At 43.3% G+C, this 26778-nt stretch carries 21 protein-coding genes; 2 read left to right on the top strand and 19 right to left on the bottom strand.

Annotation, left to right across the window (positions count from 1 at the left end):
- Positions 1–98: 98 nt before the first annotated feature.
- From mutL to tig, 11 genes are all read right to left on the bottom strand, one after another.
- Positions 99–1988 carry a DNA mismatch repair endonuclease MutL gene (mutL, locus tag HMPREF1212_RS24220; protein ID WP_046151489.1) on the bottom strand — a complete coding sequence of 630 codons (1890 nt, stop codon included), beginning with the start codon at positions 1986–1988 and terminating at the stop codon, positions 99–101.
- Positions 1985–2290: a hypothetical protein gene (locus HMPREF1212_RS24215; RefSeq protein ID WP_028730645.1), complete on the bottom strand. Its 306-nt coding sequence runs from the start codon at positions 2288–2290 to the stop codon at positions 1985–1987. The genes mutL and HMPREF1212_RS24215 overlap by 4 nt, the downstream gene beginning before the upstream one ends.
- 25 nt (positions 2291–2315) lie before the next feature.
- Complete coding sequence (locus HMPREF1212_RS24210) at positions 2316–3941, bottom strand: OstA-like protein (protein WP_046151488.1); 1626 nt, start codon at positions 3939–3941, stop codon at positions 2316–2318.
- Positions 3938–5302, bottom strand: a complete 1365-nt coding sequence (locus HMPREF1212_RS24205) for a peptidylprolyl isomerase (RefSeq protein ID WP_028730643.1) — start codon at positions 5300–5302, stop codon at positions 3938–3940. The genes HMPREF1212_RS24210 and HMPREF1212_RS24205 overlap by 4 nt, the downstream gene beginning before the upstream one ends.
- Before the next feature lie 22 nt (positions 5303–5324).
- Entirely contained in the window at positions 5325–6179 is an 855-nt protein-coding gene (locus HMPREF1212_RS24200) for a hypothetical protein (protein WP_046151487.1), read from the bottom strand.
- Between the two features lie 13 nt (positions 6180–6192).
- On the bottom strand, positions 6193–7779 hold the full coding sequence (locus HMPREF1212_RS24195) for a peptidylprolyl isomerase (RefSeq protein ID WP_028730641.1): 1587 nt from the start codon (positions 7777–7779) through the stop codon (positions 6193–6195).
- Between the two features lie 109 nt (positions 7780–7888).
- Complete coding sequence (gene guaB, locus HMPREF1212_RS24190; RefSeq protein WP_046151486.1) at positions 7889–9364, bottom strand: IMP dehydrogenase; 1476 nt, start codon at positions 9362–9364, stop codon at positions 7889–7891.
- Positions 9365–9505: 141 nt separating this feature from the next.
- Positions 9506–11686, bottom strand: coding sequence for a DNA helicase RecQ (recQ, locus tag HMPREF1212_RS24185; protein ID WP_046151485.1), 2181 nt, complete (start codon positions 11684–11686; stop codon positions 9506–9508).
- A gap of 30 nt (positions 11687–11716) precedes the next feature.
- On the bottom strand, positions 11717–12946 hold the full coding sequence (gene clpX / locus HMPREF1212_RS24180; RefSeq protein ID WP_028730638.1) for an ATP-dependent Clp protease ATP-binding subunit ClpX: 1230 nt from the start codon (positions 12944–12946) through the stop codon (positions 11717–11719).
- A 60-nt stretch (positions 12947–13006) separates the two neighbouring features.
- On the bottom strand, positions 13007–13678 hold the full coding sequence (gene clpP / locus HMPREF1212_RS24175) for an ATP-dependent Clp endopeptidase proteolytic subunit ClpP (protein WP_028730637.1): 672 nt from the start codon (positions 13676–13678) through the stop codon (positions 13007–13009).
- A gap of 189 nt (positions 13679–13867) precedes the next feature.
- Positions 13868–15220 carry a trigger factor gene (gene tig, locus HMPREF1212_RS24170; protein ID WP_046151484.1) on the bottom strand — a complete coding sequence of 451 codons (1353 nt, stop codon included), beginning with the start codon at positions 15218–15220 and terminating at the stop codon, positions 13868–13870.
- A gap of 249 nt (positions 15221–15469) precedes the next feature.
- Here tig and HMPREF1212_RS24165 point away from each other — a divergent pair, with 249 nt between their 5' ends.
- Complete coding sequence (locus HMPREF1212_RS24165) at positions 15470–15715, top strand: RNA recognition motif domain-containing protein (RefSeq protein WP_028730635.1); 246 nt, start codon at positions 15470–15472, stop codon at positions 15713–15715.
- Positions 15716–15783: 68 nt separating this feature from the next.
- On the top strand, positions 15784–16674 hold the full coding sequence (locus HMPREF1212_RS24160; protein ID WP_046151541.1) for a CPBP family intramembrane glutamic endopeptidase: 891 nt from the start codon (positions 15784–15786) through the stop codon (positions 16672–16674).
- Here the strand turns inward: HMPREF1212_RS24160 and lptB are convergent.
- The 8 genes from lptB to HMPREF1212_RS24120 all read right to left on the bottom strand — a co-directional run bounded on the left by lptB (position 16671) and on the right by HMPREF1212_RS24120 (position 26255).
- Complete coding sequence (gene lptB / locus HMPREF1212_RS24155; protein WP_028730633.1) at positions 16671–17423, bottom strand: LPS export ABC transporter ATP-binding protein; 753 nt, start codon at positions 17421–17423, stop codon at positions 16671–16673. The two genes, HMPREF1212_RS24160 and lptB, sit on opposite strands and share 4 nt — an antisense overlap.
- A 105-nt stretch (positions 17424–17528) precedes the next feature.
- Positions 17529–18698, bottom strand: a complete 1170-nt coding sequence (locus HMPREF1212_RS24150) for an ATP-binding protein (protein ID WP_028730632.1) — start codon at positions 18696–18698, stop codon at positions 17529–17531.
- Between the two features lie 134 nt (positions 18699–18832).
- A complete protein-coding gene (locus HMPREF1212_RS24145; RefSeq protein ID WP_046151483.1) occupies positions 18833–19276 on the bottom strand; it encodes a hypothetical protein in 444 nt (147 codons plus the stop codon).
- Entirely contained in the window at positions 19273–19761 is a 489-nt protein-coding gene (locus tag HMPREF1212_RS24140) for a D-Ala-D-Ala carboxypeptidase family metallohydrolase (protein ID WP_082099983.1), read from the bottom strand. Before HMPREF1212_RS24140 ends, HMPREF1212_RS24145 begins: the two co-directional genes overlap by 4 nt.
- Complete coding sequence (locus HMPREF1212_RS24135) at positions 19742–19951, bottom strand: hypothetical protein (RefSeq protein WP_028730629.1); 210 nt, start codon at positions 19949–19951, stop codon at positions 19742–19744. The genes HMPREF1212_RS24140 and HMPREF1212_RS24135 overlap by 20 nt, the downstream gene beginning before the upstream one ends.
- Before the next feature lie 11 nt (positions 19952–19962).
- Positions 19963–20415 carry an HU family DNA-binding protein gene (locus tag HMPREF1212_RS24130; RefSeq protein WP_028730628.1) on the bottom strand — a complete coding sequence of 151 codons (453 nt, stop codon included), beginning with the start codon at positions 20413–20415 and terminating at the stop codon, positions 19963–19965.
- Between the two features lie 173 nt (positions 20416–20588).
- Entirely contained in the window at positions 20589–21047 is a 459-nt protein-coding gene (locus HMPREF1212_RS24125) for a hypothetical protein (protein WP_232430216.1), read from the bottom strand.
- Between the two features lie 273 nt (positions 21048–21320).
- Positions 21321–26255 carry a DUF6383 domain-containing protein gene (locus HMPREF1212_RS24120; protein WP_046151480.1) on the bottom strand — a complete coding sequence of 1645 codons (4935 nt, stop codon included), beginning with the start codon at positions 26253–26255 and terminating at the stop codon, positions 21321–21323.
- Positions 26256–26778 lie beyond the last annotated feature (523 nt).

The raw sequence follows: 26778 nt of genomic DNA, 5'->3' as shown, positions 1-26778 counted from the left end.
CAAAAAAGGCATGAAACTTTCCCTAATGCTGGCAGGCGATCAGGAAAGTAACATGCCCATAGCCCTTCTCAAAAAGGGATATCTTTTTTCTCTTCCGGTTACTTAAACCGTTTCTCCAGTTCCTCGTCGGTCAACATCGAAACGATTGTTTTCCCGTCAGGTGTCAGGTTTGAATCCGGGCAGGAGAAGAGAGTCGCTATCAGGTGATCCATTTCATCGGCAGACATCACTTTCCCCGGACGGATGGCAGCGGCTTTAGCCAGAGCCAAAGCAATCGACTCACAAATCTCCTCGTGTACTTCGCAGCCTGTCTCTATGGCACGGCTGACAATATCCTTTATCAAAACGATCTGATCTACATTTTCGAGTCCCGCAGGCAGGCCATTGATGGCATAGCTGTTATTCCCCAGGTTAGAAAGATCGAAACCGATAAAACGCATATCCTCCAGCAATACCGGTAAGACAGCGGCCTCTGCTGCCGTAAACTCGATTATTTCAGGGAACAACACTTGCTGGGATGCTCCTTTCTGCTGACGGATATTATTCAGGTACTGGTCGAACAGGATACGGACATGCGCCCGGTGCTGGTCGATCAACGCTAAACCCGATTTGAGGGCTGTGATAATATAACGTCCCTTATACTGATAACAGGGTGTAGCCGTTTCTGCAAACAAAGTTTCTCCACCGACAGCCATTTTAACGGGTTCCGCCAACTCATCCTGTTCCGTGTCCAACACTTCTCCCATCATTTCAAGGTCTTTACGCACGGCATCCCGGTCGCTCTCAAACCCCTGATAGAGTTGAGACCAATCGAACTCCGACTTCTTTGGAGAAGAAGATGATCCCGAGGGAGTGTATGATGACGAAGAACTCTTGAACGGATTATAACCGGAATCGAGTTGCACGGAAGGCGCTTTGAAACCATCCGCTTCTTTTACCGGATTATAAACCGGTATATCGATCGCGTCCTCCACATCAAAATCGATGGTAGGGATGGCACTCGACTTAGCCAGTGCCTCACGGGTTGCAGCCATCAGTATCTGCCAGATAGGTTGCTCGTTCTCAAATTTAATCTCGGTCTTGGTCGGATGGATATTTACATCGATCGTAGAAGGATCAAGCGTGAAATAGATAAAATAATTGGGTTGTTCGCCGGGAGGGATCAACTGTTCATAAGCCTGCATGACAGCCTTATGAAAGTATGGGTGCTTCATGAAACGTCCGTTCACGAAGAAATATTGCAGGGCTCCCCGCTTCTTGGCAGAGTCGGGACGGCCTACAAAACCGGAAATGGTAACCAACGAGCTTTGTGCATCCACAGAAAGCAACTTTTGGTTCAGGCTTTTGCCATACACGTTTATAATACGCTGGCGCAAACCGGATTCCGGCAGATTAAATATCTCGGTATCATTATGATTCAACCCTAACGCCACCTGGGGATTGACCAATGCGATCCGTTCGAACTCATTGATTATATTACGGAACTCAGTCTCGTTCGATTTCAGGAACTTACGCCGGGCCGGCACATTAAAAAACAAATTCTTTATAGAGAAGATACTACCTTCGGTACAGGCATCGGGCTCGATATCCTGCAGGGTCGAACCTGCCATAGAAAGCTTCGTTCCCAGTTCGGAACCTTGCAGGCGGGTGCGCAACTCCACATGGGCGACAGCGGCAATCGAGGCCAGCGCCTCCCCACGAAATCCCATTGTATGCAAGGAAAAGAGGTCTTCAGCCGAAGATATCTTCGAAGTGGCATGCCGTTCGAACGCCATGCGGGCATCCGTTTCGGACATACCTTTCCCGTCATCGATCACCTGGATCAATGTACGTCCGGCATCCTTGATATTCACTTGTATATGACCGGCTCCCGCGTCGATCGCATTTTCAACCAGTTCCTTTACAACGGAAGCAGGCCGTTGAATAACTTCACCGGCCGCTATCTGATTGGCTATACTATCGGGTAGTAAATGAATTATATCGCTCATGACCAGAATAAATACCAGAATAATGCACCTAATACAGCAATTGCAACGATCAGCTTAACGCTCTTATACGTACGGCTACGTGCATTGTCACCCCTGTCCAGGCTTTTCTTCAGATGTGAAGTACCTTCGACAAAGGTTCCTTTTATCTGCGGCTTATATTCTTCCAGTGATTCCTCCACTCCCATCTCGCGTTTTATTTTACGCACGCGTTCCTCCATAGCCTCTTTATGGGGATCCCAATAAATCGGCTTATGCTCATATTGACGGGGCTTACGCATATTATAAAATGAGAAAAGTGCCATAACTTAACTAATTTAATAGTGAATACTATTGCTCATGCCTGAATTTACTGTTACCTCTAACCGGTGCATCTTCCACTTTCTTCTTCACTACATTATAGATATCATCTTTATTTTTCGGACGCAGGTAGTCATACCAGTAAAAATCCTTCAGTGTTTTCTGTTCCGGCTTCAGGTCGGGTATCGGTGTAAGATTACCTAGCGGAGTAGGCCATATCTTCAACTTCTCGAGCTTATTCTCTTTTACCCAGATCGTGAGGAATCCACTCTTGGTTTCATTCAGACCGATCTTGGCCCCATCACCTTCCAACGGGTAATAGATCGACTCCGCATTCCCCTCCACATCGATCTGCCGGACAGTCTGACCTTCAAAGTAAGCTTTGAGGTCATTCCCTTTCAGTTGATTATAATAACTCGAATCGAGATGCTGCACGGCAAACGCGAATTGTATAACGTGCGCATAATCGATCGTACTGTCATTCATATAAATTTCAATCGTATCTCCGTATAACTGATACTGCTCATTCCACAAAACCGGATTATCATACATATATAATACGGAATCGCGGGTATTGAACTGCATCGAGTCGCAAACGCCCTGCATATCGATACGGTAGAAACGTACACCGTGAAAAGCTTTTATCTCACGGGCTGTCGAATCGAGCGTCGCCATTTCAAGCGTATCGGCATGCAGATACAAAGTATCCCCCTGCGAATATTCCATGAAACGGGCACTATCGGTAGCAAAAGCGTACTCCGTCCGTTCATTATAAAAACCGTACTGACCTTCCAGGATAACCTTCTGTGCGGTATCCCGCAGACACATATTCCCGAATGCTTCCCCGAAACCGGCATCCTGATTATATGAGATCGAATCGCCGATCAGCACTCTGTTTCCCGAGTAGACTTCGGAACGATCCAGCAACAAGGATGTATTCGTTTCCGTGTTGTACCATCCGCGGGAAGAATGGATTGTTCCACTATCCGAAACGATAATGGAAGGCCCCAGTATGGTCGCAATCTTCGACTCGGTATCGTAATGAAGCGTATCTGAATACAACGTAAAATTCGGATTTTCCAGACGAACGCTATCATTGAATATAGCCAATTTGGTTGTCGGGGAGTACTGTCCGTAAAATGACGAAAGTTGATTCAGAGAATCTACGATCAGACCGCCATCGAAGTAATATCCGATATCCGGAATACGCTCATAGTTCAGACTATCGGTAAAGAGCGTTACCTGCCCGTTCTCCATACGAACGTTTTCACGCAGATAGGCGATCTGGGTATTTCCGTCGTAAAACAGATAGTTGCCATACACGAACAACGTATCCCCTTGCTCCATCCTTACATTACTGAAAGCTTCCAGCGAATTGGTCGTTTCAAAAAAGTAAGCGCTGTCGCAATACATATATGAACTGTCGTGACGAAAACATACATCGCCTTGCAAAAATTGCGCATCGGCTTTTACTTCCTTATCAAAAGACAATGTATTGGCATGCTCGAGGAATACCTTTGTTTTCTTCGTTGTGACAGTATCAGCCGTCAGTGTTTCTCCCTGCCTGACGGAAATAGAATCCTGCGTTTGTGCAAATACACAAACAGTCAGCAGACAGAATAGCCCTGTAAGAAAAAACTTATTTACAATTTTCATTCTTTCACCCAACCCGGATACTTGAAATCACAGTTACGCCATCCTTCAGCAATACGGACATACGTAGTCTTTTGTTTTTTCTTAATCCAGTCATTCAATAATTCTTCTCTTTTCTGTTGTTCCACCAGATTCTTCATAGCCTGGAAGTCATCAGAAAGGTTTGCTTTATGTTGTTCGGTACGGGACTTCAACTTAACAATAGCAACTACTTCCTTCTGCTTGTCGGTAATCATGGTAAACGGTTTGGATATCTCACCTACCTGCATGTTATAAATTACCTTACCAGCTTCCTGCGGAAGTTCCTGCATTTCGAACTTAGGCGTACCAAAGTTGTTTCCTTCATGATTCTGGTTCACCATCAACCCTTTGTTATTACGGGTATCCTTGTCGTATGATACGAATGTTGCCGCTTCCTCGAATGAAAATTTGTTTGCCTGCAGGTCGTTATATAAAGAATCCATACGAACAGTAGCTTCAGTCAGTTCTTTTTCTGAAACTTTCGGTTTCAGCAGGATATGACGGCAATTGATACGGTTACCACGTTTTTCGATCAACTGAATAATATGATAGCCATATTCAGTCTGCACGATCTGCGATACACGTTTCGAATCAGACAGGTTGAAGGCGACATTGGCAAACTCCGGCAGCAAGTCGGTCTTACTCATGAAACCCAGTTCACCGCCTCTGGCAGCCGAACCCGGATCTTCCGAATACAAACGGGCCAGGGTCGAAAACTCCATCTTGCCGCTATTGATCTGTTCGGTAAAGTCACGCAGACGGGCTTTAATAGCATCGGTTACATCGAACGGGATCTTCGGTTCGAATGTGATGATCTGTACTTCCACCGTAGTCGGGATAGTCGGCAAACTATCTTTCGACAACTGGTTATAGAACTTACGGATCTCCGACGGTGTAAGCTTGATCTCACCGATCAGTTTCCGCTTCATTTCATCGGTCACCTGTTGTTCGCGGATCATGTCTTTACGTTCATCCTTGATCTGTGAGATTTTCTTTCCGAAATATTCTTCTACTTTTTCTCTCGATCCGATCTGGTTGATCGCCCAGTTAACCCACTGGTCTGCAGCCTGGATTATCTGTCCTTCTCCCACTTCGATACTGTCGATCTTCGCCTGGTTCAGATACAGCTTCTGTATTGCCATCTGTTCCGGAATCACACAATAGGGATCGCCATCCAGCCGCTGGCCTTCGTTTTGCATATACAAACGTTGCGTCTCTATGTCCGAACGTAAGATCGCATCATCTCCTACCACCCACACTATTTCATCAATCACATTATCCTGTGCCATTGCCGCACAAGATAAGCAGGCAAGAAAGAATACAGTTAAAATCTTTTTCATCATATCTACCTTTATAAGTTACAAATTACGGTTCTGTATAAAATTTCACATCACCTCCTCTGACTGCATCATTATATAATTCTTCTTCAAACGTCTTCAAAAAATCTACTTTCCGCTGATTGATAAGCATTTCCATGATCTGTGGACTGGCATAATCATAAGGAGCGACACTTCCCACCGGCAATGACTCCTTGATATTCAGCAAATAGCAATAACTACTATCGGCTACTTCCACAAATTTGTTCGCTTTCAGATAAGCGTTCGGATCGGACACATGAACGGGGATATTATCCATCACCTCGTCGAAGTCCACCCATTTGTCGTAAAAGTAGTCATAAATAGTGGCATTTTGCACACTATACTTCTCAATTTTTTCCAAAGAGGCCTCAGAAGACGATTTGTACCACCCTTTTACCTCCGAAAGACCAGGCGCATCCACCGGTATCTTCAGGAAAAGACCTTTGATCAGGGCCTTATCGAGTGTAAACTTTTTCTGATTCTCTTCATAATAGTTCAGCTTATCGCTCTCGCGGATATTAGCCGACAGTTTTTCTTTTATCAACCGTTCCTGATAACGGTAACGGATCAGCGAATGGCGGTATTCTTCCACAAGCTTGTCGACCTCTTCCTTTTCATTCCCGAGGTTCCGCTGAGCGACTTCATAAACCAGGGCATCTTTCACCCACTTCTTTACAAAGCTTTCGGCTAATAACAAACTATCCGCAGAGGACGTCCCCCGCGGAATCAGACTAACCACTTCCGAACGTTTCAGCGTCCGGTCCTTCACTCTTACCAGCACATCCGCATCGTCTGTTTGCTGCGTCCGTTTACAAGAACACAGCAAAGATACGAATGCTATAAAAATGAAGCAATACTTCATAACCTTCTCTTTCTTATTTCTTTAGTTTTTTCAACAATTTCCAATTAATCGTAACAGGATACTCCTTCGCCAACTGTTTCACCCACTCTTCTTCGAGGGTGGTTTGTTCGGCGGCCGGTTTACTCCATACCTTCTGGTTGCTGATGTTGAATAACAAAATGCCGTCGCGGTATTCCTGCATCAAATGTGTGAATTCCGGGTGCTTTGTCATCAGATTTTTACGTTCGGCAGTCGTAACGATGTCGCGGATAAAAAGATCGAATACTTCCTGCATAAAATCACCCGCATACGTTTTTGTGGAGAACGGACAACGCTGGATGTAATAAGCGAACTCACTCTGCGGGAAATCCGTATCGGCCAGATGGAACAACGTTTTGTTCATATCCTTTGCCTTTTCGTAGAACTCCTTGTCAGTCGGGAAGTTATCATTACAAAGCGCGACCATTTCCTTATATGCTTCCGGATAGAAAACATATCCGTATTCTTTCTTCAAACGTTCGTCGAAAGCCTGATAATATTCAAAATTACGTTCACCCTGTGCCATTATTTTTGACCAGGTTTTCTTTTTTTCCTCGAAAGAAGGGATACCGCTCTTTCCAAGCAGTTTGATGATATGGTAGCCGAAACGAGTCTTTATCGGCTGAGACAATTCATTGGGAGTCGTCAAGGCAAAAGCAGCCTTTTCGAAAGGTTCAACCATTTCGCCAACGCCAAACCAGGGAAGTTCGCCTCCCTTTCTCGCGGATGCACCATCGGTAGAATATTCTTGTGCCAACTCACCGAAGTCTGCTCCGTTTTGTGCTTTTTTATAGACTTCTTCTGCTAAAGCCAGCGTCTCGCTATCGCTGCGTGTAACCGAATCCTGCTTAAACGGGATCAGGATATGAGCGACATGACGCATACCCGGATTCGGTTTGCGGCTAATCAGTTTTATCAGGTGGAAACCCAGGGTAGTACGTACAGGCATCGATAATTCACCCGGCTTCATCGCATAAGCGGCATTTTCAAACGCCTTTATGGTTTGCATCGGCAACAGGCAACGGGTATATTCATAACCTATCTGTTCGGGATCTTCCTTCGAGAGTTCGCTTCCAACGGCCGCGATATCTTCCCCGTTCTTAATACGTTCATATGCCTCCAAGGCCTTTTCATAAACGGCCACCGTATCTTTCGAAACAGTCTGAGCCGGCAAGCGGAACAGGATATGGCTTAATTCCAGTATTTCTCCCAGACGGTCGTATTCTACACGAACAGCAGCTTCCTCACCGTCTTTATCAGATAAATAACTTGATGTTAATTGTGCGCGGTATCCTTCCAGCTCATCAGTAAAGTCTTTTGTTTTATCAAGTCCGGCGGCTTCTGCATCGGCCACCTTCAGTTTGAAGTTCTTATACAGTTCCACATAATTCTCCAGAGACTTACGATCAGCCAAATTCACTTCACCGTTTTTCTTAGCCATAAAGACAAATTCCGCAAGGGGAACCTGTTTCCCGGCCACAGTCATCACTACAGAGTCAGGCAAATTACGCGCTTCTCCCGTTAAACAAGCGAATACCAAAGATAATACAAGTAACTTTTTCATCAAAAATCCGTTTATCATACTACGTAGACATTACAAAAATAACACTAATCTAACGGACAACATCCTCAAAAAGTATGCCATCTGATTAAATTAGTGTTTTTTATATAACGGTGATTACCCGCATTTATTATTCGCCCCGGCTATAATTGGGTGCTTCCTGCGTAATTGCCACGTCGTGCGGATGACTTTCCTGTACACCGGCATTCGTGATACGGGTAAATTTAGCTTTATGAAGCTCTTCAATATTATGCGCTCCGCAATAGCCCATACCGGCACGCAGACCACCTACCATCTGATAGATCACTTCAAACAAAGAACCCTTATAAGGAACACGGGCGGCAATTCCTTCCGGAACCAGTTTCTTCACGTCGTCTTCCACATCCTGGAAATAACGGTCTTTCGAACCTTTCTGCATTGCTTCCAACGATCCCATACCACGGTATGATTTAAACTTACGTCCGTTAAAGATAATCGTTTCGCCCGGTGATTCTTCCACACCAGCCAACAGAGAACCCATCATCACAGACGATCCTCCGGCTGCAATCGCTTTTACAATATCTCCTGAATAACGAAGTCCACCATCGGCAATCAAAGGAATACCTGTTCCATTCAATGCTTTTGCCACGTCATAGATAGCCGACAACTGGGGTACTCCCACTCCTGCAATCACACGGGTTGTACAGATAGAACCCGGCCCGATACCCACCTTAACGGCATCGGCTCCTGCATCAGCCAGATATCTGGCAGCATCTCCGGTAGCTATATTACCTACCACACAGTCGATACCCGGATATTGGGTCTTGATTTGCTTCAACACATCCACCACTCCTTTGGAATGACCGTGAGCCGTATCGATAACCAACGCATCGGCACCGGCTTCAACCAATGCAGCCACACGTTCGAATGTATTGAATGTCACACCAACTCCGGCAGCCACACGCAGACGGCCTTTGGCATCCTTACAGGCAGAAGGCTTATCTTTTGCCTTTGTAATATCTTTATAAGTAACGAGCCCTATCAGTTTATTATGGCTGTCCACAACCGGTAGTTTCTCGATTTTATGTTTCTGAAGGATCTGGGCGGCAGCTTCCAGGTCGGTAGACTGATCTGTCACCACCAGGTTTTCTTTCGTCATCACCTCATCGATCGAACGGTTCATATCTCTTTCAAAACGCAGGTCACGGTTGGTTACGATACCTACCAGATAACCGCCTTCGTCTACAACAGGTATACCGCCGATCTTATATTCCGCCATCATAGCCAGTGCATCGGCAACACGTTTTCCTTTCGTGATCGTTACGGGATCGTAAATCATTCCATTCTCTGCACGCTTAACGCTTTGAACCTGCTTGGCCTGTTCAGCGATCGTCATATTCTTATGAATAACGCCGATACCACCTTCGCGGGCAATAGCAATAGCCATCTTTGCCTCGGTAACCGTGTCCATGGCCGCCGATACCATCGGGATATTCAATGTGATGTTTCGTGAAAACTTTGTCGAAAGGTCGACATTTCGGGGAAGAACTTCTGAGTAAGCCGGGATCAACAATACATCATCGAATGTTAATCCATCCATAACTAACCTGTCTGCAATAAATGACATAAAACGTATGCTTTAAAAATTATTGCGCGCAAATATACGGTTTTTCCTGATATTATGCAACGATAAAAAACAAAAATGGCTTCCTTCCTGTTTGTTTCCGGGAAGGGAGCCATTTTTATTCAGGCGAAGACAGCGAATGTATTAATTAGCCATTTCCGACAAAAATTTAATACGTACCAGACGGATCTCTTCTTCGGTATAATCGTTACCCAGCTCTTCGATCGCATCTTCCAAGTCATCGGTTTCAGAATCTTTGAAGTATTCATAAATATCTTCAATATGATCTTCATCCATGACATCATTTAAGAAATAGTCGATATTGATACGCGTTCCCGAATAAACGATTGCTTCAATCTCATCCAGCAGATCGTTAAATTCAAGCCCGTTTGTCAAAGCAATTTCATCCAGGGCAACTTTACGGTCGATCCGTTGAATGATAGACACCTTCAGTTTCGACTTATTGGCGACAGTACGTACACGCAGGTCTTCCGGTCGCTCGATTTCATTTTCTTCTACATGTTTTTTGATCAGCGTAATAAATTCCTGGCCGTAGCGTTTTGCTTTTCCGGCACCTACACCCGGAATATTCTGCAATTCATCCAATGTTACCGGATAAGTGGTAGCCATTGCTTCCAGCGACGGATCCTGGAATATTACGAAAGGAGGTACTTCCAGGCGTTTGGAGAGTTTCTTCCGCAAATCCTTCATCATCGAGTACAGAATAGGATCGACTGCACAGGTAGCTCCACCACGTACAGGTACTTCTTCTTCCTCATCTTCAAACTCGTTATCTTTCGTTATCTTGAACGATACCGGCTTCTTCATGAAATCTTTCCCCTTCGGAGAAATTTTCAGCAAACCGTAATTCTCGATATCTTTAGTCAGATAACCGGCTATCAGCGCCTGACGGATAACGGCGTTCCATGTCTTTTCGTCTTCATCCGTACCGGAACTGAAGACTTCCAGGTCATTGTGTTTATAAGATTGTATTTCGGAGGTCTCATTTCCGACCAGCATATTGACAATATAATCTGCCTTAAATTTTTCTTTTAAAGTACTTATCACTTCAAGTACCGCACTCAACAATTCTTTCGCTTCCACTTGCTTTTGGGGGTTCAAACAATTATCACAATTTCCACAATTTTCTTCCAGGTACTCCTCTCCGAAGTAATGCAGCAGAACCTTACGGCGGCATACGGATGTTTCGGCGTAAGCAGCTGTTTCAAGCAACAACTGTTTCCCGATCTCCTGCTCCGCTACCGGTTTACCCTGCATGAATTTCTCCAGTTTCTGTAAGTCTTTGTATGCATAGAATGCAATACACTGGCCTTCGCCGCCATCACGGCCGGCACGGCCTGTTTCCTGGTAATAACCTTCGAGGCTCTTGGGTATGTCATAATGGATCACATAGCGCACATCCGGCTTATCGATTCCCATACCGAATGCAATAGTAGCCACAATAACGTCTGCTTTCTCCATCAGGAACGCATCCTGATTTCCCGACCGTTGTTGCGAATCCATTCCGGCATGATAAGGAAGCGCCTTGATCCCGTTCGCTTTCAGAATATCGGCAAACTCTTCCACCTTCTTGCGGCTTAAACAATAGACAATACCCGATTTACCTTCGTTGGCCTTAATATACTTAATAATCTCGCGGTCTATATTCGCGCCTTTCGGACGAATTTCGTAATATAAATTAGAACGGTTAAAGGAGGATTTGAAAACTGAGGCATCTATCATACCCAGGTTTTTCTGGATATCATGTTGTACTTTCGGAGTAGCAGTCGCCGTAAGCGCTATCAGCGGACGCTTTCCTATTTCATTAATAATAGGACGTATCCTGCGATATTCCGGACGGAAATCATGTCCCCATTCAGAGATACAATGAGCTTCGTCCACTGCATAAAATGAAATATTTACATTTCGCAGGAAATCGACATTATCTTCCTTTGTCAGCGACTCAGGGGCAACATACAATAACTTCGTCCGGCCTGCCATTATATCAGCCTTCACCTGGTCGATAGCCGACTTGTTCAGTGAAGAATTAATAAAATGAGCTACACCATCTTCCTCGCAGAAATTACGCATGGCATCCACCTGATTTTTCATCAGAGCAATCAGAGGAGATATAACGATCGCTGTACCCTCCATCATAACCGAAGGCAACTGGTAACAGAGGGACTTACCTCCACCGGTCGGCATCAATACGAAAGTATCATTCCCGGCCAGCACATTTTCAATAATTGCTTTCTGATTCCCTTTAAAGGTATCAAAACCAAAATGAGTCTTTAAATGCTCAGTTAAACTATCCTTCTTCGCCATACTTATTTATATTTTACAAACCGCCGGCATTTACGCTATCTGCAAACGGTTTACATCTGATTTTTCAAACTTCTCCTTCGCATACTCCAGTGTTACATGGAGTTTCTTTTTCTTTTCTGAAGGCATGCTGAACATAGCATCCATCATGATAGCCTCAACGATCGAACGCAGGCCACGGGCTCCCAGCTTAAACTCCAAAGCCTTATCCACGATATACTCGTAAACATCCTCATCGAACGAGAGTTTGATGGAATCCATTTCAAACAACTTGACATATTGTTTGATAATAGAGTTTTTCGGCTCTGTCAGAATGCTGCGAAGCGTGCTCCGGTCAAGCGGATTCAGATAAGTCAGAATAGGCAGACGACCGATAATTTCAGGAATCAGACCAAACGACTTCAGGTCGGTCGGCGTAATATATTTCAAGAAATTATTCCGGTCTACCTGGGCTGTATCTTTGCTGGCGGAATATCCTACAACGCGTGTATTCAGACGTTGCGCGATCTTCTTTTCTATACCGTCAAATGCCCCACCACAGATAAAGAGGATATTCTTTGTATCTACCGCTATCATTTTCTGTTCAGGATGCTTTCTTCCACCCTGCGGCGGAACATTCACAATCGAACCTTCCAGTAATTTCAATAACCCCTGCTGTACTCCTTCTCCACTTACATCACGGGTTATAGACGGATTATCACTCTTGCGTGCAATCTTATCTATCTCATCAATAAAAACGATCCCTCTCTGGGCTGCGTCTACATCATAATCAGCCGCCTGCAACAGACGAGTCAGGATACTCTCGATATCTTCTCCCACATAACCGGCTTCAGTCAGCACTGTCGCATCTACGATTGCAAACGGCACATGCAGCAACTTTGCAATGGTACGCGCCAGTAACGTCTTCCCTGTACCGGTGGCTCCGACCATAATGATATTAGACTTCTCGATCTCCACATCATCCGAGGTCACTTTCTGAAGCAATCGCTTGTAATGGTTATACACCGAAACGGAAAGATAACGTTTTGCATCATCCTGTCCGATCACGTATTGATCCAGAAATGTTTTTATGTCCCCAGGTTTCGGTAATTCTGTCTGCTCAAGTCCTAAAGCACTTTTCTTTGCAGGTTTTTGTTCTTTTACAATTTCGTACGCTTGCTGCGCGCATTCATCACAGATAGCACCGGATATTCCATTAATCAGCATGTTAACGTCCCGACTGCTTCGTCCGCAAAACGTACAAAAGTCGCCTGTTTTGGCCATAGAATATTTGTTTTTTTGATTGTCTAAAAAGACAAGGCCGAAGCCCTGTCTCTGTTTTTGTTATTTCTTCTTCTCACGAACCAGGATTTCATCAACCATACCATAAGCTTTCGCTTCTTCGGCTGTCATCCAGTAGTCGCGATCGCTATCACGCTCTACCTCATCGTAAGGTTTACCTGAATGGTCGGAAATAATAGTATACAGTTCCTTTTTCACCTTCAGGATTTCACGAGCTGTGATCTCGATATCCGAAGCCTGTCCCTGTACACCGCCCAGAGGTTGATGGATCATCACACGTGAATGCGGAAGAGCCATACGTTTACCTTTTGTACCGGCAACCAGCAATACGGCAGCAAAAGAAGCCGCCATACCTGTACAGATCGTCGATACGTCGCATCCGATAAACTGCATGGTATCATAAATACCATAACCTGCATAAACGGAGCCGCCCGGAGAGTTAATATAAATAGATATATCTTTGCCGGGGTCGCTTGAATCCAGATATAATAATTGCGCCTGGATCACGTTAGCCGAATAGTCATCGACCTGGGTACCCAGGAAGATGATACGGTCCATCATCAGGCGGGAAAATACGTCCATCTGCGCAACATTCAGCTGACGTTCTTCGATAATTGTCGGAGAAATATAACTGCTGGTGATATTCATATAACTATCCAGCGCATTGCCGTTCATCCGCAAATGTTTCGTTGCATACTTTCTAAAATCGTCCATAATCTATAATTTTTATATTACCGGAAGTCATAAAAAAAGGGATTCCCCTCTGACTTATCGGAATAACAAAGTTATAAATAAATTTCTGAAAGAAACAACTTATTTGCTATCCGGTAAGATATTTTTTAGAGAGAAAACCCTTTTTCTTGTTAAAACCATAGTGTTTACTATGGTTTCAGAAGGATAATATTATTCAAAGAGTTTGCCGAACTCTTCAGTTGAAACTTCTTTTACATCCAGTTCCACCTGTTCTTTCAACCATGCAGCCAGCTTTTCTTCTACTGCGCGATCGATAACGTTCTGCAAAGTCTGTTTATTTTTCAACATGTCTTTAGCATAGTTCGCCAATACATCTTCCGGAACAGAAAGCATTCCGTACTGTGCAAACTGAGCCTGTGCCACACGTTTTGCGAAAGCTTCGATATCTGCATCTTCTACCTTCAGGTTATTTGATTTCACCAGATTTTCTTTGATCAGCTGATACTTCAGGTCTTCAATCATCTTAGGGAAATCTTCTTCAACTTTTTCAGCTGTAGTATTTTCGTTAGCAGCAACCAACCAGCGTTTCAGCATATCGTCGGCAAACTTCATTTCACCGGCTTTCTGCACCAATACTTCACGAGCGTCCAACAGGAACTTATAGTCGCTCTGCGGAGTGAACTGATCTGTCAATGCTTCCTTGATCTTGTTCTTAAACTCTTCTTCGCTGGTAACTACACCTTCGCCAAATACCTTATCGAACAATTCCTGATTCATCTCAGCCTTTTGGTGACGGGTAATTTCTGTGATTTCAAAGCTGAAATCACCGGTAATACCAGCAACAGCTTCTTTATCAACTTTCAGGAAGGAAGCGATTTCAGCTTCTGCACCTTCATAAGCCTTGTTCGGGTTGAATACGACTACAGAGTTAACCTTTGCACCTACGAATTTAGCCTTTTCAGCTTCATCCTTCATATATGCCGGCATCAGTACAGCTTCTTCAACAACGATACCACCTTCTTTCGGAGAACCGTTTTCAAGTTCGGCTACAGTACCTTTCACCATATCCTTTTCTTCTACCTCTTCTGCTTTGTCGTACGTACCGAAGTTTGCTGTGTATGCATCGATCTGCTGGTTCAGCATTTCGTCATCGATAGCAACCTCATAATACGGAAGTTTGTCGCTCTTGCTCAGTGCAATATTGATTTCGGGAGCCAAAGCTACATCGAAACAAAACTCGAAATCTTCCTGCGTATCAAAATTAATAGGCTTTTGTTCTGATTCGTTAGGCATCGGTTCGCCCAGTATATTCAATTTATTTTCGCGGATATAGCTGAAAAGATTTTCAGAAACCAACTTGTTTACTTCTTCAACCAATACATGTTTTCCATACATCTTTTTTACCATACCCATCGGTACCATTCCTTTACGGAAACCCGGTACATTTGCTTTCTGACGGAAGTTGCGCAGGCTCTTTTCAACCTGTTCAGCATAGTCAGCCTTCACTATTTCTAATTTCACAATACCACTTACGGCATCAATGTTCTTAAGCGAAACGTTCATTCTGAATGATTTATTTAATTAATAGTCGTATCGAATTTTAGGCTGCAAAATTAGAGTTATTCTTTCAATCTCGCAAATTGTTTACTTAATTTGTTATAAGCAAGCCTAATTTAGACACGGATTATTTTTTTTATCGCAAAATGTTGTTTATCTAAAATTATTGTATTCCTTTGTAAAGTGAAAGGATCGCAAACTCCGGTTTACCACTTTCATAAGTAACAATTTTATTTTTTAATTATTTCTATTTTTATGAACATTTACATTGGTAACCTGAACTATCGTGTTCGGGAAGAAGATTTAAAACAAGTAATGGAAGAATACGGAGTTGTAGATTCTGTAAAAATCATTATCGACCGTGAAACCGGAAAATCTAAAGGTTTTGCATTCGTTGAAATGCCGGACGATGCCGCAGCGAAGAAGGCTATCGCCGAATTGAACGAAGCAGAATATGAAGGCCGCCAGATGGTAGTAAAAGAAGCCAGACCGAGAGCATAATCTACATTATCCTGGAAGAAATAAAAACTTCTGCTATCTTTGGCAGAAGTTTTTTTATGACTGTACATATGATATTAAAAGGTATATACGCCGGTAAACCGGCCACGTTTCAATTATTGCTTCTGTTACTATTCCTGTTGTTCGGGGGCATTCTATCATCCCTGATCGGAACGGGGAGTTGTTTCCTGTTGTACGGTGCATCGGGTAATCTCATGCAAAATCCGGATGCGATGCGGTTCATGCAATTGATTTCCGCGATCGGAACATTCCTGTTTCCTTCACTTGCAGTAGCCTGGTTATGCAGCCCCACCCCGGGAGAATATCTTTGGATGAAAAAAAGCCCGGATATCAAGATACTGTTCCTGGTGCTTATCAGCATGTTCCTGATGTCGCCAGCAATCACTCTGACTGCATTATTCAACAAACAGATGGTTCTGCCCACCTTTATGGCTCCTGTCGAAAACTGGATGAAAGCACAGGAAGCACTTGCCGAACAGCTGACGAATATGCTTCTATCCGGCGACGGTTTGATGAACCTGTTAGCGAATCTGCTGGTGGTAGCCGTCATGGCAGGTATTACCGAAGAGTTTCTTTTTCGCGGCGCCCTGCAACGGATCATCGGGAAATGGACGTCGAACCATCATATTGTGATCTGGACAGCAGCGATCATATTCAGCGCTTTCCACATGCAATTCTACGGATTTCTCCCCCGCATATTGCTGGGGGCCTATTTCGGATATCTGTTATATTGGAGCAGAAATATCTGGATCCCTGTATTTGCCCATTTCGTCAATAACGCCTTTGCCGTTATCAGCATGTCGGACGACCGCCTGAAAGAAAATGAGTTTATTACAGGAGATATTTCAGATACGTACCTGTTGCCATACTCGGCATTGGCTATCGTAACCCTGTTGTTATTTTACCTGTGTACCCAACAGATCAAAAGGATGGCAAATTAAAGATCCTTTTTTCTCAGAACGAAGTCTTTACCCAGGTACTTTTCACGAACGATCTCATTTTCGGCAAGCTGTTCGGCCGTACCCTGGAAAAGAACCTTTCCTTCAAACAACAGATAAGCGCGGTCGCAGATACTCAGGGTTTCATACACATTATGGTCGGTGATCAGGATACCGATATTCTTATGTTTCAATTTGGCTACGATTGTCTGGATATCTTGTACGGCGATCGGGTCTACACCGGCAAACGGTTCATCGAGCATGATAAACTTCGGATCGATAGCCAGACAGCGGGCAATCTCGGCACGGCGGCGTTCTCCCCCGGACAACTGGTCACCCAGGTTCTTTCTAACCTTATTCAAACCGAACTCGGCAATCAGGCTTTCCAGTTTATCCTTCTGGTATTCGGGAGTAGTATCCGTCATCTCCAATACCGAACGGATATTATCCTCTACCGTCATTTTCCGGAAAATGGAAGCTTCCTGGGCCAGATAACCGATACCATTACGGGCACGTTTATAAACCGGGAACTTGGTTATCTCCATATCATTCAGAAAGATCTTCCCTTCATTAGGAGTAACCAGACCAACAGTCATATAGAATGTCGTTGTCTTTCCCGCCCCGTTAGGGCCGAGCAATCCTACAATCTCCCCTTGCTTCACATTAATGGAAACATGGTTTACCACCGTACGTGTTCTATATTTCTTCACCAGGTCCTCCGTGCGGAGCACCATCTGTTGTTCGTCTGCCATATCCTACTTATTTACGGGTACAAAGAAACGGAATTAATTAGTTTTCCACAAGACTATTATCATTTCTTAAATCAACCTCATCCAAAGAATAGAACCAGACAAATACTAATAACTCATTCCAAATTGCCAAAGCGGAACAATATTCGCATAACCAAATTCTATACCATCCTTTACCACGAAACCCTTTTCTACACCTTGAAGTTGCTTCTGCCCCTTATTTTTTCCCCCGACTTCAAAAGTCATTTCATCAATCTGAAAATCCGAAATATCAGAAGTTATAACATCATAATTTACCCTCATCTGATTAAAAAAGTATGTCTCCCTAATATTTCCTATATTTGGAATATCCTGAACCAGATTATAAATTAAATTCGTATTATCCAGAAATATTTTATCCACCTTGCCTAATCCACGAATTCCCCCCGTATTATCACGCAATTGAGAAATTAAGCCAGCTTCTTCTATATAGAGACAATAATCAGCAATATTATTTCGACTGGCTCCAAGCATGATTGCAATACTACTAAAATTCGGTTTAAACGGAACACTTTTTGATATAATAGCAAGTAATTGTTTCAATTTACGCCCTGTTGAGACATTCATATCTGCATATTGAGGAATATCCGACTCCAACGTCTGATTGATAATTTGACGTAACCTGATATCATAACCATCTTCCATCGAAAACGGATAATAGCCTTTTTTCAAATAATCCTCGAAAAAAGGTAACGGATGTTCTAAACCGGAAACCTCAACCTGATGGGTAATAATTTCATTCAGCGTATAAATAGTAGCCGGAATATGATGAAATAGTTGTAAATACTCTCTAAATGATAAGCCTTGCATCCGATACATGACTGCCCTCCGACTCAAATCTGATGCTCCTTTATTTATATCCAGGACAGACGAACCAGTAAATCGGACCTTCAACTCTGGGTGATAATCATAAATCAGCTTTAGTTCTTTCGACCAATCTTTATATTTATGGATTTCATCAATAAATAAGTACTTAATACCTTTTTTCACCAATTCATCAGCTAAATCTAACAGCTTATTATCTGCAAAATAAAAATCCTCCGCTGTAACATAAATAGCTTCATCCGGATTCAGGTCCTTTTTTATATGCTGAAGGATCAATGTAGTTTTCCCTACCCCCCTGGGACCGGTTAAACCAATCATCCGGCTATTCCAATCGATTTTAAAATAGATGTAACGCAAAAAATCGGAATGCAACTCACGTAACAACTTATAATAATAACTCAATAACCTGTCCATATCCATACAATTTATTGGACAAATATAATAAAAAATGCACTCTCGCAGTGCAAAATAAACAGAAAATTGCACTCTCATAGTGCAAAACAAGCAAAAGAATCTAAAAAGACAACTTCACTCACCTAAGAACCTATCTATTTTATCCGTCGTAATTTTCGTTCCAGACAGACTAAAATGATCAAACCTGGAATTAATACCCACCAGACAATCCGATTCGTTTTATGCTTTATCACTTCCTGCCGAACAGAGACGGATGAAGTAGCACGCTGCCTGGTAACTGTATTGGCAGAAACAGATAACAAGTCTGTCGAATCAGCCATTTCCCATTCTTCAGCAGCATAAACAATACGTTCCACAAACTGACGCCCCACACTGTCCGGTGGTGAAAATGAATATTCCTTCAACCTGGAGCTGATGCGTAAATGCGTATTCCGGTTAAATTGCAGACAGGATGTATCCAACTGTGTATGCGAAACAGAATCGGCATATGTGTAATATTGCTCCCGACTCCCGGGATTACGCGATGCACAACCGGACAACCCTGCTACAATAATCAATAAAAAAATAGCGGCTCTCATTTAATTATTACTTGACGACGGTTCTTACCTTTCACTTTCAACGACAAATGAATAAAACCGCGACGGCGGTAATAAATAGCCTGATCGAAATTCAGCCGGCTTTGCTGTAGAGCTTCCAGCAAACGGCAACTGCCGAACGTATAAATATCTGCCGCCTCACCTGTCAGATGCTGCGAATTTTCGACACCGCCCACCAGGCGATTCAGTTCGTCACTGCGATATCCGCTCGATATATGCATCCCGGTAGCAACACCTGCATGTTCCCTGAGTGGCTCCAGTAATTTAGTAACCAGGTTTCTGATCGCCTTCTGTGCTTCTGGCGGCGGCGTATTATCCAGTCCCCGCTCAACAGCCACCGCACTGTAAATAAACTCTCCCATATAAAAATGATCACTGATCCAATCCGGATGCTTTCCTCGCCATGCACGCTGTGCCATTGTCAATGACCTGTCTATCATTGGAAACTCACACTCTTTCATTTTCATTCTTTTTTATTTTATATGAATAATCTACTCCAAACAATGCTCCGGCAAACGTACTGATCTCCCCGAAAGCTACTAACACACTGTTGTGTATTTCACCGGCCGGAGCAACCCAGAAACCGGAAAAGACCAGTGTAAGGCCGGCTGCACAAAGCAGCACGGCCATTACCAGTTGGATGTTCACCCTTTTCATCCTCCGATCGTTTACTCGATTACAGGACGGTCATCCTCTCCGCTTCCACCTCCGGGATTCTCGCTCTTTTCCTTCTCCGGGACGATCAATGAATACCCCATTGTCTTTTTTGTCTCGCGCAAATCAAAGCCGGGAGTGAACACAATTTTAGGAGCACGGATCATTGAAGCAGTAAACTTCTTCGTATCTTCCACCCCTTCGCTGCCGACGGTAATACGAAAATTGCCGAATTCCCCTAACTGTACGATACGCCCATCCTGCAACTCCAGATCCAGGATATAATTCAGGTTATCGAGTACAGCTTTCACATCAGCACTCGAAACCGTACTTCGAGCGGCAATCAGTTTACACAAACGTCTCAAATCGGTAAAACCGGTACTTTTCGACACAGCATAATACAACTTCTTTGACTCCTTGTTTCCCGGTTCCGACGGACGCAGAACCAACTTATACCCTTGTGCCATAATTAAAAATGTTTTAAGTGAATAATTAAGTACACTGCAAAGGTATGGTAGCAGAAAAGGGACAAAAAGCAACGATATCATAGACGAATAGACTGATTTTCAAAACATAAGATTCGACAGCCTACCGATTTTCACAATCTCGTTGCTTTTCTGTAATCTAAGCTTTTAACATCTTATTCTATCGAGATTTTCTGAAACAACTCATACAAATCATCGGTTTCCGCTCTTGCATATCGAATTTTATCCGATAAAGATTTAACTTTCAAAACGATATTAAATCCAAGTTCAACAGAAAAGGCCAGATTCGTATAAGATGTTTTACGCTTTTTCTCCGGTTGTTCCAACAAATTCAAGATACGGATAAACAAAGCCTCATCCTTCACATCGTAAAGAAACTCTCCTAAAACAGTGTCATTGCGCACGAAATCGATAAAACGCTGACGCTCACTTTTGATCAGGCTAACAAAAAAATCATGATACGCAGGACTCAGATTTCTCCAATCAGAGAAAGCCAAAGCAAAGGAATCCTTATAAAAGACCTCCTTTTCCTCCGGCAACAAATTATTCACATGTTTCTGATAAACACAAAGAGCTGGTTGGGCACCCAGCAATGCCATTAATAACTTTTTCATAACATTTAGAGAAGGCTGATTACTCCTTCCGGCCCCAAAGCCACTATACAAGATAAAGTGGCAAGAACACAAGACCCCGAAGAACTTAATCCCCGGGGCCTGCTTTTTTTGTCTGTTTTTGCTCTTCACAGAGATCGAACAGAAGAACTTTATTTCATTACTTTAGTATTAATATCGACCGCTTGTTCACCTGTCGCAGGGTACTTGGTTGAATTAACGTATAGGGCATCAACCGCGCAGTCAAATTTAAATTTATTGATTATAAATAGTTACTTATTTTACGATTGCTTTTACAGCTGCTTCACCTTCTACGGCTACTACTACGATACCTGCAGGAGCAGAGATAGTAGCGTTGTCGGAAGAAAGAACTGTGTTAGCGATTGTCTGGCCAAGAACATTCGTGATCACTACTGTCTTGCCTGCTGCACCGTTGATAACAACTTCACCTTCCTTAGCAATTACTGATACTTCAGATGTGTTGATACCTTCGTTGGCTGTCGGGATTGAGTGTTCTGCTGCCAGATCAAACTTGTCACCTGCTTCGTAACCCTTAGCTACAACTACTACACCGTTGATGTTCTTCAGGTAACCGTTGTTTGCTACTTCAGGCTGTTTCTTACCTGCGATGTAAGAATCATAGTCGTAGTAACCTGTCTGGATCTTGAATGAACCGTCAGATTCGTGGTTGATCGGGTTGATGTAACGGAAGGCGAACTTAGCGGTGTTGAAGTCGCTTGTGCCCAGGTCGATTACATCAGAAGCTTTCGCACTCTTCTTATAGTTCTTGTCGGTGATATACAGTTTGTCGGCTGTGCGGAAACCATATACGAAACCTAACTTAGCATAGGGTTCACCAGCTTCAGCATCGTTGATATACTTGTTGGTGTGGATAGCACCCTTTGTATAAGCTACATAAGCTGTATCGATCAGGTTCACCAGGAAGCGTCCGTAAGTTGTATCCGGATGAACTGTCGGGTGACCGGGGATTGTACAAGGTTCAGCAGGAACATATTTCGGATTAACAACCAGCAGATACTGATAACGGTTGTTGTGACCACGTTTCACATAAGCAGTGTCGACATACAGGGCAGGAGCCATAGTTGTCAACTGAGCTTTGTTACCCAGATTCAGGAATTCACCGTTTTCATACATCTGATCGTAATCATTTTCCTGACGGAAGATGCGGATCGTATCACCCATGCTCTGCAGACGATATTCAGGAGCACCCACTTTCTGTACTTTGAACAGGTCGTTAGAGTTGATTTTAGAATACATACCATCTACTTCTACAGCACCCTGTTTTGTCAGCGTTGTTGCGCCATACAGTTTGCTAGAACCCAGTGTGAACGGATTTGCATTCGATCCTTCTGGATATCCATCCTTATCATACGTAGCGCCACCATTTACACTTACGATATTGTACAGATCAGTAGCTTTTTCTTTCAATACGAAACGATAAGCATTAGAGACATCTTTCGTAGTCTTGAATGACTTGAAGTTCGGATCACAGATCATAGACAAAGTTGTTGTAGTCTGCGGATTTTCGTAAGTCAGATATTCGTCGTTAGCCGTATTTTGCAATGCATAACCGATGATAGCGATTGTATCGTTCTTGCTGAACAGTTTATCATCTTTGAAATACTGCGGATAACGGAGTTCATAGATTGAGTCGGAAGCCGTTTTGAGGAAGCCGTCCTTATCAAATTCGCGAGCACCTGTCAACGGAACGATTCTCCAATTCACTGCTGCTTCTTCGTTGTGAGACAAGCCCAGGAAGTGACTCTTAGCTGTATGGTTTTCACCTACATAATAGTCTTCTTCTGTAGAAGCAACCAACAGACGGAACTGTTCGTCCTGTACATCCGATGCTTTCAAGTCTGCATAACCGTCACGCTGCAGGGTACCGGCTTTGAGATCTTTAACTCCTGTGATGATCATAGTATCACGAGTTGCAGGGTAATTAGCAAAAATACTAGGAGATACTGCATACTTGTTATCGCCTAAGTAATACATAGCATTAACAGTAAACTTCTTGCCACTTTCACGGTTTACGAATGTGAAGTTGGTTGCATCTTTCAGACCGGCAACACCCTTCTTATTCAATTCACCGCTCTGGCCACCTACATTTACGATCCACTGACCTTCCGGTTTGTTGAACAGCATTTCTGATTTGTCGGCTGTATTATAAACGGAAGCACTCGGTACACGACCGTTCAGCACCTTACTGTCACGGTCACGACTCATGACTGACGGATGGTTAGCGAACTCAATATTTACATAAGTATAGTTCAACGGACTGTTGTCACTCTTTGCTTTAACTAAGTTATTCAAGCCCAGTTCAGCAGCCACCCAGTAAGCTGGATCAGTTGTAACAGTCAGGTAAACACCCTTCTGTGCACCTGTCTTCACTTCGAAAGAAGAGATGAAAAGCTTTGTAGCTAAAGAAGCCTGGTTGTAATCTTTCACTTCAATGCTATAAACAGCTTTGCCTTTACCACCTTCGTTCTTCACGTTGTCATAAGAGAATGTGAAATAAGGAGCGTAATCACCTTTATTGAATGTACCGTCTGTCAGGATTTCAAGCATAGCCTTTTCACTTACAGTTGTGAATTTATAGCCACCATTCTTCAAATCAGTCTTGATGCTTGTCCATTCAGAATCCTTTGTAGTTTCCAGAACAATGTAGCGGCCGCCACTCTTCAGAAGGAATGTACTTTCATTGCTATTATTATCATCTGTAAGTTCAACTAATTTCTTACCGTCAGCAGCATATTTATCATACTTAACCGGTACCAGATCAGCATCAGCAAATACATTACCTGTTGTGATAGCCTTAGTGGCAGCATCGCCATCTTCATCAATGTACTTATGTCCCAAAGCAACGCCGAAGCTTACTCTTGAACCGAAGTCGTTCAGAAGCTTATCAACGGTGAATGGTTTTGCTTCAGCCTGCACATCGAATTTGAATAGTGTTAACGGAGTCTGAACATTATTGCTTACCAGCACACCATTTTCCACTTTCAGGAATGAACCGTTCTTGGTCTGCAAAGAGAACGAACCGTCATACATCTTACCGATAAAGTCTGTTTCTCCGCCTACTTTCAAATAGGCTTTTGGAGATACTTCCTGGCCGTTTCCATTGCATTCGAGGAAAGAGTAGCTATAATTGTCATTTGACAGAGCAGAGATAACGATCTTCCATTCGTTGTTTACTGAATTTGTACCATCAGAAATCGTTACGATATCACCCGAGCTGACAGAAGTCAACTGACCTGTCATAACCAAAGCAGGAGCTTCGGCGGTTGTCGACAGAGTAGCAGTTGTAGCAGTTCCGGCAATAACCAGGCCTTGAGTTGCATTGTAAGTTACTGTCAGAGCTTTGTCTTTTACAACCAAAGCATAGGCATCTGCTTTTGACGGAACACCTAAATACATCGCATTTTCGCCTGCTTTTTGAGCTGCTAGGTTCACCAGTTTGCTCTCCATCAGGATCCATGAGTCGGGAGTCGTCACTTCGTTTGCAGCTGTCCAACCTGTAGTTTGCAAATACTTGCCATCAGTTGATTTAACCGTGAAAGGAGCAGGAATTGCAGTTGCTTCGGTGTTACCCGGAATAAATGTAATCTTGCCATTCTCAACACGTACACCGGCCTCTGTCATACCTGCTACATTAGCACCTGCCTCTTCAGCCGTCTGTGGAGTTGTAGTGACGCGGTCGCCCGGAACTGAAGCGGCATCAGTTATTTCAGCAAATACGTATTGCTTGCCTGCTTCCAATGAGGTGGCGGCGAAAGTGTTTACTGTGCCGTTTACAATTTCGTATGCGGTGAGTTTCTTATTGCCAGGATTGCCAGCAACAGCTGTTTCATTACCTACACTTAAAGCGTTGGAACTATTTGCAGAATATAAGAAATCACCACCATTTTGTAATTTCAGAGCCCCGTCTGTTCCAATTATGAAAGCGGCAGCATTTTTAACATCAGCATCCCAAGCAGCAGCATTTGTCAAATATGCCTTTGTTGATTTGCCTTCAAACATTACGGTGTTGTTATCACCGATGGTCATCACAACATTAGTATTGTTATTGGCTTCAGAGATGTCCATGCTTGCAAAACTGCCACAAGCCTTCTTCACAATCGTTTCTGGGTCAAACTCGATGGGAGAGACGTCCGTATCACTGTATACTATAGTACTAGCCAAGTTAGCATCCGGTACAGCACCTAAATAACATACAGCTCCTACTTTTAAGCTATTTAAGTCTTGAACAGCAGCTAACGGACTAGCCTTAGCGAAAAGAGCGACTTTCTGTCCTCCGGTAATCGAACCTGAGTTAAGAACTATAACGTTAGTTCCTGGATTATCTATCGCTATTCCAGCTAGTGTAACACCGGTCGCTGATGTTTCAACCTTACATAGTTCCAGAGTCGGCTCAGTTACCAAGTTAACCGCAGCGCCAGTAACGTTACTTGCAGCACCCAAATAATAAGTAGTTCCGTTTATTGTATAAGATAACGCGTAATAGTCAACTTCATCTTCTGTTAGCTGTTCTAACACAAAAGGTATAGCAGCATCCCAATCAGTTATATCAGCTGCTGTTGAAGCTGTCACATCAGCTTTCGTAAAGGTAACAGTGGCAGCCTTCTGTACAGCAGGATCCAGCGCAGCATGCCCTTCACCAATTACACAAAGCGCAACTTCGTCATCTGCATTAGCAGAGCCACTCTTTACAGTTCTATCACCACCAAACAGCCCAACATAATTGAAATCTGGTGTATCGTTAGCACCTGTTGTTGCAAACTTACCTGCTCCATCAAGACCCAGCCAAGTGTCTGCGGCAGCATCAGTAATCTTTAACTTTTTAGTGTCAAACGTCAGCATCAATGCATCCGCTGGTGCATTAGAACCGGTTGCTTTCTTTACAGTATAATCCGTAGCCAAATACCATACTTCGCCTGAGGGAGCATCTTTAACAACCAGATACTGATTATTAGCAGCTCCTTTTACGACCCAGTTCGTAGCATAGTTATCTGTGGCATCAGCTACCCCCAGCAGATATCCGGTAACCGTACCGTTTGCAGCGCGAGTCACAGTCGTCATAATTGTTTGAGCCACCCCGTCACCTGCAGGCAGGATCATTGCGTCTACAGCGTAGAACAATCCACCCGAAGCTAACAGTGCAGCTACTAACGTAGAAAACTTTTTGTTCATAATTCTTTAATTTAATATTAATAATAGTGTTTCTAAAAAGCCTGTTTGTAAAGGATTACTTAGTGTTGTCAAATGTTAAATGACTAGCTAAAACGTTCCTTTTTTTTAGTCACTTTTTGGGAGGCGGTTTGCTTTCGTGTAAAAAAGCTCTAATTTCATACTCGGTTTTCTATCCTGTTGATAAGAAAGCATATAGGTTGGTAAAAATAATTCAGAAAAGGATTGCAGATTAAAAATTAAGCTATACCTTTGTATGACTAAAAAAAAGGAACGATTTTTCTAGTCAGTCAATTATCACTATCTATCCTTTATTATTCAATAGATAATATCCAATTTTCAACTATCCCCATTTATATATATATGTACCCGCGCGCGTTTCCTAATATACTGTGTATCAATACTCATTTTTTCGAGTTTTCTCAGGGGAGTGTTAAAAGGCGATATTTAGCCTGCTTTTAAGCAATATGTAGCGACCGTTCCGCACCCTGGCAAGGGTTGAAAAAAGGAGAGCCGGAGCAGAAGA

The sequence above is a fragment of the Parabacteroides sp. HGS0025 genome (assembly GCF_000969845.1).
Lineage (GTDB): Bacteria > Bacteroidota > Bacteroidia > Bacteroidales > Tannerellaceae > Parabacteroides > Parabacteroides gordonii.
Note: the sequence above shows the minus strand (reverse complement) of the source record. Positions and strands in the feature narration are given on the sequence as shown.